The 14,684-nt window shown below is 72.3% G+C and carries 11 protein-coding genes; 5 read left to right on the top strand and 6 right to left on the bottom strand.

The features are described from left to right. On the bottom strand, positions 1–2,169 hold the full coding sequence (locus tag AB0K37_RS02545) for an MMPL family transporter (RefSeq protein WP_363973685.1): 2,169 nt from the start codon (positions 2,167–2,169) through the stop codon (positions 1–3). 97 nt (positions 2,170–2,266) lie between these two features. Further along, on the bottom strand, positions 2,267–4,483 hold the full coding sequence (locus AB0K37_RS02540) for a DUF4132 domain-containing protein (RefSeq protein ID WP_363973682.1): 2,217 nt from the start codon (positions 4,481–4,483) through the stop codon (positions 2,267–2,269). Between the two features lie 159 nt (positions 4,484–4,642). On the opposite strand from AB0K37_RS02540, the gene AB0K37_RS02535 reads away from it, so the two are divergent. Further along, positions 4,643–6,013: an alkaline phosphatase PhoX gene (locus AB0K37_RS02535; RefSeq protein WP_363973679.1), complete on the top strand. Its 1,371-nt coding sequence runs from the start codon at positions 4,643–4,645 to the stop codon at positions 6,011–6,013. Positions 6,014–6,190: 177 nt separating this feature from the next. Here the strand turns inward: AB0K37_RS02535 and coaA are convergent, their stop codons facing one another. Then, the gene (gene coaA, locus AB0K37_RS02530; RefSeq protein WP_363973676.1) at positions 6,191–7,132 is read right to left on the bottom strand and encodes a type I pantothenate kinase; all 942 of its coding nucleotides are present in this window, start codon (positions 7,130–7,132) and stop codon (positions 6,191–6,193) included. Between the two features lie 121 nt (positions 7,133–7,253). Here coaA and glmS point away from each other — a divergent pair, with 121 nt between their 5' ends. The 3 genes from glmS (at position 7,254) to AB0K37_RS02515 (ending at position 11,114) form a co-directional block, all read left to right on the top strand. Further along, complete coding sequence (gene glmS, locus AB0K37_RS02525) at positions 7,254–9,098, top strand: glutamine--fructose-6-phosphate transaminase (isomerizing) (RefSeq protein ID WP_363973667.1); 1,845 nt, start codon at positions 7,254–7,256, stop codon at positions 9,096–9,098. Positions 9,099–9,195: 97 nt separating this feature from the next. Next, on the top strand, positions 9,196–10,137 hold the full coding sequence (locus AB0K37_RS02520) for an ABC transporter ATP-binding protein (protein ID WP_363973664.1): 942 nt from the start codon (positions 9,196–9,198) through the stop codon (positions 10,135–10,137). Positions 10,138–10,142: 5 nt separating this feature from the next. Next, the gene (locus AB0K37_RS02515) at positions 10,143–11,114 is read left to right on the top strand and encodes an ABC transporter permease subunit (protein ID WP_363973661.1); all 972 of its coding nucleotides are present in this window, start codon (positions 10,143–10,145) and stop codon (positions 11,112–11,114) included. 159 nt (positions 11,115–11,273) lie between these two features. Here the strand turns inward: AB0K37_RS02515 and AB0K37_RS02510 are convergent, their stop codons facing one another. The 3 genes from AB0K37_RS02510 to AB0K37_RS02500 form a co-directional block, all read right to left on the bottom strand. Next, positions 11,274–11,483 carry a DUF397 domain-containing protein gene (locus AB0K37_RS02510; RefSeq protein ID WP_363973832.1) on the bottom strand — a complete coding sequence of 70 codons (210 nt, stop codon included), beginning with the start codon at positions 11,481–11,483 and terminating at the stop codon, positions 11,274–11,276. Positions 11,484–11,734: 251 nt separating this feature from the next. Then, positions 11,735–11,956, bottom strand: a complete 222-nt coding sequence (locus tag AB0K37_RS02505; protein ID WP_363973658.1) for a DUF397 domain-containing protein — start codon at positions 11,954–11,956, stop codon at positions 11,735–11,737. Between the two features lie 39 nt (positions 11,957–11,995). Next, on the bottom strand, positions 11,996–12,856 hold the full coding sequence (locus tag AB0K37_RS02500; protein WP_363973655.1) for a helix-turn-helix transcriptional regulator: 861 nt from the start codon (positions 12,854–12,856) through the stop codon (positions 11,996–11,998). Positions 12,857–13,082: 226 nt separating this feature from the next. On the opposite strand from AB0K37_RS02500, the gene AB0K37_RS02495 reads away from it, so the two are divergent. Continuing rightward, positions 13,083–14,564: an NAD(P)H-hydrate dehydratase gene (locus AB0K37_RS02495; protein ID WP_363973652.1), complete on the top strand. Its 1,482-nt coding sequence runs from the start codon at positions 13,083–13,085 to the stop codon at positions 14,562–14,564. Positions 14,565–14,684: the final 120 nt, after the last annotated feature.

Here is a 14,684-nt window from a genome sequence, read left to right as displayed (position 1 = left end):
TCAGCCTATGTTCTGCGGCAGGGACGCGGCCGCGCGGTCCCGCTTCCGGGCGGCGCCGGGCCGGTGCCGCCCGCCGGGCCACCAGCACCGGTCGCCGAGCAGCAGCATCAGGGCGGGCAGGACCGTGATCCGGATGACGGCCGCGTCCAGGAGCACCGCCACGGCCAGCGCGAAGCCCATCTGCTTCAGCTCCATGATGTGGACGGTGGCGAAGCCGGCGAACACCGTGACCATGACGAACGCGGCGCTGGTCACCACGCTCGCCGAGCCGCCGACCCCGTCGAGCACGGCCTGCCGGGCCGGGACGCCGCGCAGCGCCGCCTCCCGGATCCGGCTGATCACGAACACCTGGTAGTCCATCGACAGCCCGAAAAGGATCACCAGCAGGAAGAGCGGGACGCGGGAGCCGACCGAGCCGGTGGAGGTGAAGCCGAGCGGCCCCTCGGCCCACGTCCCCTGGAAGACGAGGGTGAGCAGGCCGAGCGAGGCGCCGGCCGACAGCAGGTTCAGCAGCACGCCGATCAGCCCGAGGACCACGGAGCGGAACGCCCACACGGTCATCGCGAACGTCACCAGCAGCAGCGCCCCGATGACGAACGGAAGCTTGCTCTCCTGGTGCTCGGGGTAGTCGGCGTAGCGGGCCACGTCTCCGGTCACGGCGGTCTCGACGCCGAGCTTGCCGACGGTCTCCGGGACGTACTCGCCGCGGACCCGCTCCAGGGAGCGCCGCGCGGCGTCGGTGCTCACGTGGTGGGGCACCGCGAGTTCGAGCAGGCTGATCCGCCCGTCCGGCGAGGTGCGCAGCTCGGACGTCCCGGCGAGCAGGGGGTCGCCCTCGGCCCGTTCCGCCAGGGCGCGCAGCGACGCGGTCACCTCGTCGGCGCGTCCGGCGTCGGCCTTGACGACGATCTGGTGCATGGCCTTGAGCTCCGGGAACGCCGCGTTCAGCCGGTCGTAGGTCCGCATCGCCGGGATCTCCCGCGGGTGGCTGTCGCGGCCCATGTCGGTGAGGTCGATGCTGAGCAACGGCGCGGTCAGCGCCAGCATCGCGGTCACCGCCACGGCCAGCGTCGCGGCCGGGCGCCTTCCGGTGGCACGCAGCATCGCCCGGGTGATCCGGCCGCCGCCGGTCCGCGGCGGCTTCGGCGTCCGGCCGCGCCGGGCGGCCCGCCGCTCCGCCCATCCGCCGAGCTTGGCCAGCACCGCCGGCAGGACGGTCAGCGAGCTGACCACGGCGATCAGCGTGACGACGATCGCCGCGGTCGCGATCGAGGAGAAGATCACGTCGTCGGCCAGGTAGAGGGTCGCGCTGGACGCGGCGACCGCCAGTCCGGACACCACCACCGAGCGCCCGGACGTCGCCGCGGCGGTCTCCACGGCGGCCCGCGCGTCCAGCCGGCCGCCCGAGCGGGCCCGCTCCTCCCGTTCCCTCTTGAGGTAGAAGAGGGTGTAGTCGACGCCGACCGCCATGCCGATCAGCAGGATCACGCTGGCGCCGACCCCGGCGTCCGGGAAGACGTGCGAGGCGAGCATCGACAGGCCGATCGCCGCCGCGATCGAGGTCAGCGCGAGCACCACCGGCACGACCGCCACCGCGAACGAGCCGAACACCAGCAGCAGCGTGACCAGGGTGATCGGCAACGCGATCATCTCGGTGCGGGCGAGGTCGTCGTCGCGCAGCTCGCCCACGCCCTTGCTGATGGACGGGCCGCCGGTCTCCTCCACCCTCACGTCCGGGTGCGCGGCCCGGACCGCGGCGGTCTGGGCCCGCAGCGGCTCGACGTGCTCCTTGCCCTGGAGTTCGGAGCCCTTCAACGTCACGTCGACGCGGACCGCCGAGCCGTCCTTCGACCTCACGGGCGCGGACACCGACGCGACCTCGGGCAGCCGCCCCATCCGCGCGGCGGCGTCCCGCGCCGCCGCGTCGGCGGCCGCGCCGCCGCCGGTGACCAGCACGTGCTCGACGGGCCGCTGCTGGAGCCCGCCCTCGGCGGCGATCGCCTCTCCCCGGCCGGCCTCGCCGATCCGGAAGTCCTCGGTCGTGGCCGCGTGCCCGCCGGCCGCGACGCCGATGCCGAGGCACAGCACCACGAACAGCAGCCAGGCCGCCATGCCGCGCCAGGGGTGCCCGGCGCTCCACCGGGCCATGCGTACGAGTAGATCCGTCATACCGGAAATGCTGGCCGCGGCGCCCCGGCGCGCATGAGCCTCGACCGGTGGAACCTTCCGTCCACCGATCGGTGGACGGAAGGCGCCGGCCCGCGGGTCAGGCGGTGAGGCGGGTCAGCTCGGCGAGCATCTCGGACAGGGTGACCGGGTCGAGCGCGCCGAACGGATGCGCCTTCCCGGAGTAGCGTCCGGTCATCAGCATGACGCGCTCGATCCTCTGCTCCGCGAACTCCTCCGGGCTCAGGACGCGGATGCCGGGTTCGAACGCGACCATCACGTGCCGCTCGTCCGGGGTGATCAGGTTGACCTGGCGGCGGAACCCGCCGGTCTCCTTGTCGCCCAGCTCCCAGCCGCGCGACGTCATGCCCATGAACTTGCCGAAATGGGCGGTGATCCCCTCGAAGCGGGCCAGCCGGGCGGCGTCGCGCTCGCCGTCCTCCAGCTCGTAGACGGGACGTTCGAGCTGCGGGAACGGCTGGAGGATCTCGTAGTCGCCGAAGACCGACGCCCAGGCCGCCACGGCGTCCGCCCCGAGAAGGACCGGGTGCGGGAGCGTCACGCGGGCGTCCTGCGGAAGGACGAACCCGTCGTCGTGGACGTCGGCGAGCGTGCCGTCCTCGGCGACCCGGAACGCGGTCCCGTCCGCCGACCACACCAGGCGGCGCGCGATGTGGCGCATCAGCGGGTGCCCCGCGAAGACCGAGCGGAATTCCTCGGGCGTCCAGGAGCGCCCGGCCACCATCGCCTTCTCCAGCCGCTTGATCTGGTCGGCGGCGACCGCCCGCGCCTCCTTCTTGAGGTCGGCGAACCGCTTGTAGGCGAGCGGCGCGAGCTTCTCGTCGTCCCTGACGCCCGGCTTCGGCAGCGTCTTGCGGGGCTTGCCGTCCTCGTCGGCCACGAAGGGCTTGAGCTGCTCGTCGAAGCCGACGACGAAGCGGCGCGTGCCGTAGTCGAGCGTCATCGAGCCTTCGGCGTCCAGGCCGAGGTCGGGGACGAGCAGGTCCGCCAGCTGCTCGGAGGTCAGCCCGCGCTCCCGGGCGGCGGCGTTCAGCCGGCCCTGCGCGCGGGGCCGCAGGTGCTTGGCGTCGGCGCCCCGGCGGGCGATGCGGTCCAGATGGCGGAGCCTGTCGTCGGCGGGCATGTCGATCGCCATGAGGACGTCGAGCGCCGTCCACCCCTTGAACGTCCAGGTGTAGTAGTTGTCCCAGCGCACCATCCGGTCGGCCAGCCGGGCGGCCGTGCCGGCGTCGCCGAGGCGCCGGAGGGCGTACTGCGCACCCGGCGACGCCCACAGCCCGCTGCCCCGGTCGTGGGTGCTGAGGGTCAGGGCGAACTCGGCCAGGGAGTCCGGGTCGCACAGCTCGATGACCTGCTCGCAACCGGGGTACGGGTCCTCCGGCGTGGAGATCAGCAGCATCGTCACGAAGTGCCGGGCGGCCTCCACCGGCAGCGCCCGGTCGCGGCCGCGCAGCAGGATCCGCGGGAGCTTGCGAACGGTCTCCTCGTCCCATTCCGGCAGATCGTCGGGGTACTGGTCCAGCGGGTCGGTGCGCAGCGCCTCGATCGCCGCGACCGCCTCCTCGCCGTACGCCCGCGCCGCGTCCGCCAGGCAGGCGCTGCCGTGCTCGCGGGCGATCAGCGCGAGGCCCTGCTCGGCCTTCGTGCGCTTGGGGCCGGGCTTGCGCAGCGCCTCCGGGACGACGAACGGGGCCGCGCCCGCGCCGTGCCAGGTGAACCAGAGCCGCGCGGCCTCGTCGACCCGGCCGAGCGCGCCGATCATGATCTGGGCGGTGGCGTCGTCCAGGAACGGGACGAGCGCCGCCGCGCAGGAGATGTGGCCCTTCACCGCGCGGAGCAGCAGCGGGTGCGCGGCCAGACCGCGACGGGCGGCGAAGTGCTTCAGCGGGACCACGTAGACGTAGCTGTCCCAGTCGTCGTGGTAGCGCTCGTCGGCGAGAAGCTCCTCGGCGAGGTCGTCGGGCCCCCGCATCACCAGCCAGTAGTAGTCGCGGCCCCGGTCCCCGCCCCGCCGGTCGTTCAGCGCCTCGCCGCTGCGGAAACGCTCGGCCAGCGCCTTCCAGTCGGGCTCCTCGGCGTACGGCTCGTACGCCTTCGGGAACATGTGGGGGGTCTTCGACCACTCGTCCCGCAGCCCGGGCGGCCAGGACTCCACCGTGGGCGTCTTGGGCCGCTTCAGCCCCTTCAAGACGACCGGTTCGGCGCCCGCGGGCGGCCGGCGCGTCCACGGCGGTTCGACGAGCAGGCGGGGCAGCGCGCTTTCGGGGGCGTCCTCGACGCCGGGGGTGTCGGTCATCGCTCCAGTCTCACTGCAGGCACGGACAGTACGGATCTTCAGACGTCCCGCCCGGATCCACGGTTCGCCCGGCTCCGCATCCGGAGCGGTTCACAATCGATGTGACGCGTGTTACAACGGGCAAGAGGATCTTGTAACGATCCATCAGGGAGTGTGCTCATGTCAGTTTCGCGCCGCCAGCTCCTCGCCAGGACGGGTGCGGTGGGGGCGGGGATCGCCTTCACCGGAGCCGTGGAGCAGCTGTTCGCCGGAAGCGCGTCCGCCGCCCCGACCGGGGGCCACGACGGGTACGGGCCCCTCGTGCCCGACCCGAAGGGCCTGCTGGACCTGCCGCGCGGCTTCCGCTACACCGTCCTGTCCCGCGAGGGCGAGCCGCTGCGCTCGGGAGAGGGCCCGGTGCCGAGCCACTGCGACGGGATGGCGGCCTTCCCCGGGCGCCGGGGCCGCACGTGGCTCGTCCGCAACCACGAGAACCGGCCGACCGCCGAGCACCGGGTGCCGGCGGTCGAGGGCGTCACCTACGATCCGGGCGGCCTCGGCGGCTGCACCGCGCTGGAGGTCGACGCGGCCGGCCGCGTGCACACCGAGCGCGTCGCCATCGCCGGGACGGCCGTCAACTGCGCGGGCGGCCCCACCCCGTGGAACACGTGGCTGACCTGCGAGGAGACCGAGGACAAGGCCGGCACCGGCAACTACACCAAGGACCACGGGTTCATCTTCGAGGTCGACCCGTACGACCAGGGCCGCACCGACCCCGAACCGCTGACCGCGATGGGGCGGTTCCAGCACGAGGCGATCGCCGTCGACCCCCGCGACGGGACCGTCTACGAGACCGAGGACGCCTTCGAGAAGCCGTTCGGGCTGTTCTACCGGTTCCACCCGAAGCGGCCGCGCGGCGGTTTCGGCAGCCTGCGGGCCGGCGGGCGGCTTGAGGCGCTGTGCGTTCCCGGCGTCCCGGACCTGTCGGTCGTGCAGGAGCCCGGCACCGTGTTCGACCACGTCGAGTGGAAGAAGGTGCCCGACCCGCTGGCGGCGCAGACGCCGATCCGGTTCCAGGACTTCGGGTCCGGCGGCATCACCCACGCCCAGAAGCTGGAGGGCTGCTACTGGGGCGGCGACCGCGTCTACTTCGTGTCGAGCTTCGCGAAGAAGAAGGACGGCTCCCAGGCCGACCACTTCGGGCAGGTGTGGTCCTACGAGCCGCGCCACCGCCGGCTCACCCTCGTCATCGTGTTCGGCCCGGACACCGACGTCGAGAAGCCCGGCGAGTCGCCCGACAACATCTGCCTGGCGCCGCAGGGCGGCCTGATGGTGTGCGAGGACGGCAACGGCGCCCAGCACGTCTTCGGCGTCTCCCGCCGCCGCACGGTCTACCCGATGGCCCGCAACCGCCAGAACATCGGCACCGAGACCGAGCCGGAGTGGGGCGAGTTCGCCGGAGTCACGTTCTCCCCCGACGAGCGCACGATGTACGTGAATGTCTACACCCCAGGCACGACCTTCGCCGTAACAGGCCCCTGGACCCGCTGACCTCAGCCACCACCGCAACCCCGCAACAACCCCAACGGTTGCGATCGCGTCCGAAGGCAGATTCGAGCGAAGCAAGAATCTGATCGCGCAGCGAGCCGCAAGGCGAGTCGGAGCGATGCCAGCGATCGCTTGATTTCTCGACGATGGAGGGCCGTCAGGCCCGAAGGAGGAGAGAAATCAAATCCGACGCAGTCGGATTCTTTGGACAGAGTGCTGCTTGTCCTTGTGGAGGACGAGGGTGGCGCGGGCGCGGGTCGGGAGGATGTTGGAGACGAGGTTGATCTCGTTGACGTCGCGCCAGACGCGCTGGGCGAACGCGGCGGTCTCGTCCTCGTCCAGGTCGCGGGCGTACTTGTGGAAGTAGGAGCGCGGGTCGGTGAAGGCGGTGCGGCGCAGCGCGAAGAGCCGGTCGATGTACCACTGCCGGATGTCCTCGACCCGCGCATCCACATAGATCGAGAAGTCGAAGAAGTCGGATACGCCCAGGGTGCCGGGCGGGGGCGCCTGCAGCACGTTGAGGCCCTCGACGATCAGGATGTCGGGGCGCCGGACGGTCTGCGCGGCGCCCGGGACGATGTCGTACTCCAGGTGTGAGTAGACCGGGATCGACGCCTCCGCCGCGCCCGACTTGATCGCCGACACGAAGCGGACGAGGGCGCGGCGGTCGTAGGACTCGGGGAACCCCTTGCGGTCCATGATCCCGCGTTCGGCCAGAACGGCGTTCGGGTAGAGGAAGCTGTCGGTCGTGACCAGTTCCACGCTCGGGTGCTCCGGCCAGCGCGCGAGGAGCGTGCGCAGCAGCCGGGACGTGGTGGACTTGCCGACCGCGACGCTGCCCGCCACGCCGAGGATGAACGGGGTGGGCCGCACCTCGCCGCCGAGGAAGCCGCTGACGGTGTCGCGCAGCCGCCCGTCCGACAGGAAGAACAGGTTGAGCAGCCGGGACAGCGGCAGGTAGACCTCCTCGACCTCGGTGATGTCGATCGGGTCGCGCAGGCCGCGCAGGGCGTCCAGCTCACCGGGCGTGAGCGGGAGCGGGGTGTTCTCGCGCAGGCCGCGCCAGGCCTCACGGGAGAGTTCCACGTAGGGGCTCGGCACGCTGTCCCATCCGCTCGTCATGGCTGAACAGTAACCGGGCTGCGTTCCGGTCACCGGGTTTCCACCGGTCGTCCACGCTAGCGTCATGCCAGGGCGGCCCTCGCAGGTAGGTCCGGTGCGCGCACCGAATAGAGTTGCCGCCATGTGCGGAATCGTGGGTTACGTGGGCGGCCGGTCCGCCCTCGACGTGGTCGTCGACGGGCTGGCGCGGCTGGAGTACCGCGGCTACGACTCGGCCGGAGTGGCCGTGCTGGCCGACGGGAAGCTGGCGACGGCCAAGCGCGCGGGCAAGCTGGTGAACCTGCGCGGCGCCCTGGAGGAGGAGCCCCCGCCTGCCGGGACGCTCGGCATGGGGCACACCCGGTGGGCGACGCACGGCCCGCCGAACGACCGCAACGCCCACCCGCACGTCGACTGCACCGGCTCCGTCGCGGTGATCCACAACGGCATCATCGAGAACTTCGCGGAGCTGCGGGCGGAGCTGGAGGAGGGCGGGCACGGGCTCGGCTCCGACACCGACACCGAGGCCGTCGCCCACCTGCTGGAGGACGAGCTGAAGGGCGGCGGCGACCTCGCCGACGCCATGCGCCGCGTCTGCGGCCGGCTGGAGGGCGCGTTCACGCTGGTCGCGACGCACACCGGCTCGCCGGGCCTGGTCGTCGGGGCGCGCCGCAACTCCCCGCTCGTCGTCGGCGTCGGGGACGGGGAGAACTTCCTCGCCAGCGACGTGGCCGCGTTCATCGAGCACACCCGGGACGCGATCGAGCTGGGCCAGGACCAGATCGTCGAGCTGCGCGCCGAGGGCGTGAAGGTCACCGACTTCGACGGGCGCCCCGCCGAGGTGAAGGAGTACCACGTCGACTGGGACGTGTCCGCCGCGGAAAAAGGCGGCTACGACTACTTCATGCTCAAGGAGATCGCCGAGCAGCCGCGCGCCGTCGCCGACACGCTGCTCGGCCGGATCGGCGCGGACGGGCGCCTGCACCTGGACGAGATGCGCATCCCGGACCGTGAGCTGCGCGAGGTCGACAAGATCATCATCGTGGCGTGCGGGACGTCCTACCACGCCGGGCTGATCGCCAAGTACGCGATCGAGCACTGGGCGGGGCTGCCCTGCGAGGTCGAGCTGGCCAGCGAGTTCCGCTACCGCGACCCGATCCTGTCCCCGACGACGCTGGTCATCGCGATCTCCCAGTCGGGCGAGACGATGGACGCGCTGATGGCCGTCCGGCACGCCCGCGAGCAGAAGGCCAAGCTGCTCGGCATCTGCAACGTCAACGGCTCCACGCTGCCCCGCGAGTGCGACGGCGTCCTCTACACGCACGCCGGGCCGGAGATCGCGGTCGCGTCCACCAAGGCGTTCCTCACCCAGCTCGTCGCCGTCTACCTCATCGCCCTCTACATCGCGCAGGTGCGCGGCACCAAGTGGGGCGACGAGGTCTTCGCCATGGTCCAGCTCCTCGAACGGATGCCGGAGAAGGTGGAGAAGGTCCTGGAGACCATGGAGCCGGTGCGGGAGCTGGCCCGCTCGCTGGCCGGCGAGCGGTGCGTGCTGTTCCTCGGCCGCCACGTCGGCTTCCCGGTCGCCCTGGAGGGCGCGCTCAAGCTCAAGGAACTGGCGTACATGCACGCCGAGGGCTTCGCCGCCGGGGAGCTGAAGCACGGCCCGATCGCGCTGATCGAGAAGGACCTGCCCGTCGTGGTCGTCGTGCCGCCGCGGGCGCGGGACGTCCTGCACGACAAGATCGTGTCGAACATCCAGGAGATCCGGGCCCGCGGCGCCCGGACGATCGTGATCGCCGAGGAGGGCGACGCGTCGGTCGAGCCGTACGCGGACACCCTGATCAGCGTCCCGGCCGTCCCGACGCTGCTGCAGCCGCTGGTCACGACCGTCCCGCTGCAGGTCTTCGCGTGCGAGCTGGCCACCGCCAAGGGCCACGACGTCGACCAGCCCCGCAACCTCGCCAAGTCCGTCACCGTCGAATAGCGGCCGGTTCGGGCGAGCGGCCCGAAATCGACTGAACCCTTCGGCGGCGGGCCGCGTCCCATCCCCATCGGGACCGGCCCGGCGTCGGAGGTGACGGGTGGCAGGAGACGGCGGCCTCGCGATCGAGGCGCGCGGGGTGGTGCGGCGCTTCGGGCCGGTGGAGGCGCTGCGCGGCCTCGACCTCACCGTCCCGTACGGGCAGGTGACGGCGCTGGTCGGGGCCAACGGGGCGGGCAAGACGACGCTGCTGCTCATCCTGGCGACCCTGCTCGCGCCCGACGCGGGCATGGTGCGGATCGCGGGCCACGACGCGCTCGCGCATCCCGCGCGGGCCCGCGACGCGCTCGGCTGGATGCCGGACACGTTCGGCGTGTACGACCAGCTCACGGTGGACGAGTACCTGGGGTTCTTCGCCGACGCCTACGGGCTGTCCAGGGAGGAGCGCCCGCGCCGGATCAGGGCGCTGCTCACCCTCGTCCACTTGGAGGACCGTCTCGGGCAGCCCGTCCACGCCCTGTCGCGCGGGCAGAAGCAGCGCCTCGGGATGGCGCGGGCCCTCGTGCACCGGCCGCGCGTGCTGCTGCTGGACGAGCCCGCGTCCGGCCTCGACCCGCGTTCCCGCATCGAACTGCGCGACCTGCTGCGCTCCCTCGCGGCCGACGGGGTCGCGGTGCTCGTGTCGAGCCACATTCTCAGCGAGCTGGAGGAGATCGCCGACAGGGTCGTCCTGGTCGACCACGGCCGGACGGCCGGGGACCACGCGATGGCGGAGATCGCCGGCGCGTCGGCCCGGGTCCGGTGGCGGATCCGCTCGCTCGACCTCGATCCGCTGGCGGCGGCGCTGGAGGGCGAGCCGGAGCTGCCGTGGGCGCGGGCGGCCGACGCGGCGGGAGGCGCCGAGGTCGGGCCGCTGACCGAGGCCGAGGCGGCCGGGCTGCTGGCCAGGCTCGTCGCCGCGGGCGTGCCCGTCAGCGGCCTCGCGCCCGCCGGCAGCGCGCTCGAATCGGCCTACCTGGCGATGACCGAGGACCGGAGGTGAGCGCCGTGACCGCGCGCGGAATCGGCCTGGTGGCGCGGCAGGAGATCATGACGCGGCTGCGGACCGGACGCTGGAAGGTCCTCCTCGCGGCCTGGTTCCTGGTCGTCAACGGGCTCGGGCTGCTGTTCCGGGTGGCACTGGAGTACGGCGACGCCTCCTCCTACGGCGAGCCCGGCATCCCCATGTTCGGCGGGGTCCTGCTCGGGGTGCTGGTGCTGACGCTGCTCGTCACCCCGGCGCTCGGCGGGCAGTCGGTCAACGGGGACCGGGAGCGCGGGACGCTCGCGACGCTGCAGGTCACCCGGCTCACGCCGGGCGAGATCGCGCTCGGCAAGCTCGCCGCCGCCTGGGGGACCGGCCTGGTCGCCCTGCTCCTGACGATGCCGAGCCTGCTGCTGCCGGTCGCCGAGGGCGCCATCGGCGCGGGCCGGGCCCTCGCCGTCCTGTTCGTGACGGCGCTGATGATCGGCGTCGTGTGCGCGGTCTCGCAGGCCTGGTCGGCGGTCCTGGCCCGCAGCGTCACCTCGATCCTGCTGTCGTACATGACGGTGTTCGGCCTGCTCGTCGGGACGCCGCTGCTGTTCACGCTGGCGAAGCCGCTCACGTCCGAGCACGTCGACGGCGCCTACGGCGGGTACGACCGGGACCACACGGAGCGGATCTGGTGGCTGCTGGCCCCGAACCCGGTCGTCGCGCTCGCCGACGCGGCGCCGCGCCTGCCCGAGCGCCGGATCCTCGTCGGCGACGTGATGATCACCGAGTCGGCCTCGTCCGACCCGCTCGGGGAGATCAGCCGCGGTGTGCGCGAGATCCGCGCGGGGGAGGGCGCCTCCGGGCCGGACCGCCGGGACGGGGCCGCGGTGTGGCCGTGGGGGCTGGCCTTCGACCTGGCCCTCGCGGGAGGCGCGGTGATGATCACGGCCTCCCGCCTGCGGACGCCTCTGCACCGGGTTCCCCGAGGCGTTCGCGTGGCGTGAGCGGGGCCACAATGCGATCCCCTTCCGGGAAATGCGATCAGCGGGAGCGGGGTGTGGCGGAAAAACGTGTGGCTTATCATGCGGCGGCGCGTATCCGCTCCCGCTGGACGTAATTCTCCGGCCGGTTGGGAATCTCTCCGGCGATGCAAGTTGCAGTGACTATTTCAGCGGGTGGTCGAAACGGCCGTCTTTGGCGTCCTCGGTGAACCTGCGCCATTCGTCGGGCCGGAACGACAGGATCGTCGCGGTGTCCTCGGTGTCGCGCACGGATATGGCGCCCTCGACGCGCCGTGCGACCTCGACGCACCCGTTGCTGGCGCATCGGGTGCTCTTTCTCCATCGAGCGGGCGGTGTCCCCTGGAAACTCATTCCGGCTCCCTGCATCGAAAGTTGCATTTGGCCCGCGGCCGCGCTGCCGGTGCTCAAGCACACGGTAACAAGATCGCAAAAAACGCCTGATCACGTCCGGGTGGCGCGGTACCCGTGTGACAGGCGTGCCGAGGTTGTTGCAGAGTTCCGGGTGGGAAGGCGACGAGCCGGGTCAGCGAGGGACCCGGCCCGTGCGTCGTGGCCCCGTGCCGCCCTGGGCGGACGGGGCCGGACGGCGCGTCGGCGCCGGATCAGCAGCCCAGGTCGAAATCACCCTTCTTGGCTCGTTTGAGAAATTCCCGCCATTCAGCCTGGGAGAAGGACAGGACCGGACTCTGCGTGCCGTGCTTCGCGTCCCGCGCCCCGATAAGACGGGACGAATCGACCAGTGTGGCGATCTCGACGCAGGTATTGCTCGCCCCGCAGTGGGCGCTTTTCCTCCATTGTGGAACAGGAGTGGCAAAAGGGGACACTCGGTGCCTTTCGCAAGGATTGAGCCCCTTGGCGGGCCGTCACCACGCCTCTTTGACCTCGGCTATGCGCCGCCGCGATTCCGCGGCGTCCAGCGCCTGCCGGGACAGGCTCGAATAGGCGAGCCGGTACATATAGGTGACGGCTTCATCCGCGAAGTGGCTGATCGTCAGTGATTCCGTGTGAACGATATCAGGAAAGGTGATGTCGTGCACCGAAGAGAATTCTAGAAGGATAAACGATTCAGCCAACACCGAGTGTGCTATGTCCAAGGGCAAGATCTGTACGGTCACGTTCGGCCGCTCGGTCATCTGGTAGAGATGATCGAGCTGCTCGCGCATGACCTTGTGGTCGCCGATGCGGCGCCGCAGAACCGCCTCGTCGATAATCGCCGACAGTTCCAGCGGAGTGGGCCCGTCCAGCAGTTCGCGCCGCCGCATTCGCACGTCCAGCCGGCGTTCGAGTTCCTGCGGGGGCAGGGTGGCCAGGTCACTCCAGCCGCCGATCACATTTCGGGCGTAGCTCTCCGACTGCAGCAGCCCGGGAATGACCGTGCTGCCCCATTCCCTGGCCGCCGTGGCCTCGGACTCCAGCGCGATGAAGTCGGCGAGCGGGCTCGGCAGGTCGCGGTAGTCCTCCCACCAGCCCCGCTGGGCGGCGTCGTGCGCCAGGGCGATCAGGTCGTCGTGCCGCGCGCCGTCGATCTCGTACAGATCGAGCAGCCGCCGCACATCGCCGATCTTCGCGCCGGTCCGCGCGTTCTCGATCCGGCTGACCTTGGCTGTGGACCAGGCGAGCCGTTCGGCGACCTCGTCTCCGGTCAGACCCCTGCGCTCGCGCAGTCTCCGGAGCTCGGCGGCCAGCCGCCGCTGCCGGACGGAGGGACCTCGGGAAGTGCTCATTGCTCGGGCCTCTCCAGTCCCGGCGGACTGATCTGGGCGCATTCTGCCGCACCGGGGGGTCGCGGCGCGAATACATCGGACCGGTGGACCAAGATTCTACGGCTGAAGATTCTTTTACGCACATGACACCGAAACTTGCGGTGCAAGTTGTGATCACCCCAGCCGGAGGTTGCGGACGGTCCCCACGTGGCACTCTACAGTGTGTGATCGTCTTGGGGAGCCGCGGATGAGGTACGCGCACGAGGTCGGCAAGGTCCGGGCGGCCGAGCGGGCCCTCATGGCCCGCCTCCCGGACGGCGCCCTGATGCAGCGGGCCGCCGCCGGGCTGGCCTCGGTCTGCGCGCGCCTCCTGCCCGCCGTGTACGGGGCCCGCGTCGTCCTGCTGATCGGCGGCGGCGACAACGGCGGCGACGCCCTGTACGCCGGGGCCCGCCTCGCCCGGCGCGGGGCCCGTGTCCGGGCCGTCCAGGCCGGGGCCGGTGTTCACCCCGGCGGGCTGGCGGACCTGCGCGCCGCGGGCGGCCGCCTGCTGGACTCCGGCGCCGAGGCCGCGATCGCCGGCGCCGACCTGATCATCGACGGCCTGACCGGTATCGGCGGCTCCGGCGGCCTCCGCGAGCCCCACGCCCGCTACGCCGCGCTCGCCTCCGGATCCGCCGGGCTCGTCGTCGCCTGCGACGTCCCGAGCGGCGTGGACGCGAGCACCGGCCGCGTCGAGGGCGCCGCCGTCCACGCCGACGTCACCGTCACCTTCGGCACGCACAAGCCGGGCCTGCTCATCGACCCGGGCGCGGCCCACTGCGGCGTGGTCGAACTGGTCGACATCGGACTCGGCCCCGACCTGCCGGATCCCGACGTCGTCGCGGCCCGCCCCGCCGACATCGCCCCGCCCGAGCCCCGCCCCGAGTCCGACAAGTACCGCCGCGGCGTCGTCGGCATCCTCGCCGGCGGCGACCAGTTCACCGGCGCGGCCGTCCTCAGCACCGGCGGCGCCGTCCGCGGCGGCGCCGGAATGGTCCGCTTCGCCTCGGTGGAGCGCCCGGTCGAGCTCGTCCGGCGCCGCTGGCCCGAAGCGGTCACCACGGTCATCGAGCCGGGCCGCCACGACGCGGGGGTCCTGGAGCGCATCGGACGGGTCCAGGCCTGGGTCGCCGGTCCCGGCCTCGGCACCGGCGACGCCGCCGAGTCGCTGCTGGAGGCCGTCCTCACCACCGACCTGCCCGTGCTGGTGGACGCCGACGGCCTCACCGTCCTGGCCCGCCGCCGCGACCTGCTGCGCCGCGCCGCCCCGACCGTCCTCACCCCGCACGCGGGCGAGCTGTCCCGCCTCGTCGCCGCCGCCCGCGAGGACATCGAGGCCGCCCGCCTCGACCACGTCCGCCGCGCCGCCGCCGAGCTCTCCGCGACCGTCCTGCTCAAGGGCTCCACGACCCTGGTCGCCGAGGAGGACCGCCCCGTCCGCGTGAACCCGACGGGCACCCCCCGCCTCGCCGCCGCCGGCACGGGCGACGTCCTGTCGGGTCTGATCGGCGCCCTGCTCGCCGGCGGCATGCCCGCCCTCGACGCGGCCGCCGCCGGCGCCTACCTCCACGGCCTCGCCGCCCGCCTGGCCTCGTCCCCCACCCCCGGCCCCGAGGCCCCCATCAGCGCCCAGGACGTGGTCGACGCCCTCCCCGCCGCCTTCAGGGTCGTGTCCGCCCAGGGGTAGCGACCCCCTCGAACCCGTGCGGGGGCTGAACCCACAGTCGGGCATTCGCGTCATACAGGGCAGATGGGGTGTCGGGGGCGTGCTCGTGAGGGGCCGTTCCGGCCGTGACCTGGGGGATGA

The organism is Actinomadura sp. NPDC049753, from assembly GCF_040674655.1.
Classification (GTDB): Bacteria; Actinomycetota; Actinomycetes; order Streptosporangiales; family Streptosporangiaceae; genus Spirillospora; species Spirillospora verrucosospora.
This window is presented reverse-complemented; position numbering and strand designations above follow the sequence as displayed.

Excerpts from the sequence above, each read along its gene's own strand:
- AB0K37_RS02545 (WP_363973685.1), bottom strand. The coding sequence starts at position 2,169 with ATGACGGATCTACTCGTACGCATGGCCCGGTGGAGCGCCGGGCACCCC.
- AB0K37_RS02540 (WP_363973682.1), bottom strand. The coding sequence starts at position 4,483 with ATGACCGACACCCCCGGCGTCGAGGACGCCCCCGAAAGCGCGCTGCCC.
- AB0K37_RS02535 (WP_363973679.1), top strand. The coding sequence starts at position 4,643 with ATGTCAGTTTCGCGCCGCCAGCTCCTCGCCAGGACGGGTGCGGTGGGG.
- coaA (WP_363973676.1), bottom strand. The coding sequence starts at position 7,132 with ATGACGAGCGGATGGGACAGCGTGCCGAGCCCCTACGTGGAACTCTCC.
- glmS (WP_363973667.1), top strand. The coding sequence starts at position 7,254 with ATGTGCGGAATCGTGGGTTACGTGGGCGGCCGGTCCGCCCTCGACGTG.
- AB0K37_RS02510 (WP_363973832.1), bottom strand. The coding sequence starts at position 11,483 with ATGAGTTTCCAGGGGACACCGCCCGCTCGATGGAGAAAGAGCACCCGA.
- AB0K37_RS02500 (WP_363973655.1), bottom strand. The coding sequence starts at position 12,856 with ATGAGCACTTCCCGAGGTCCCTCCGTCCGGCAGCGGCGGCTGGCCGCC.
- AB0K37_RS02495 (WP_363973652.1), top strand. The coding sequence starts at position 13,083 with ATGAGGTACGCGCACGAGGTCGGCAAGGTCCGGGCGGCCGAGCGGGCC.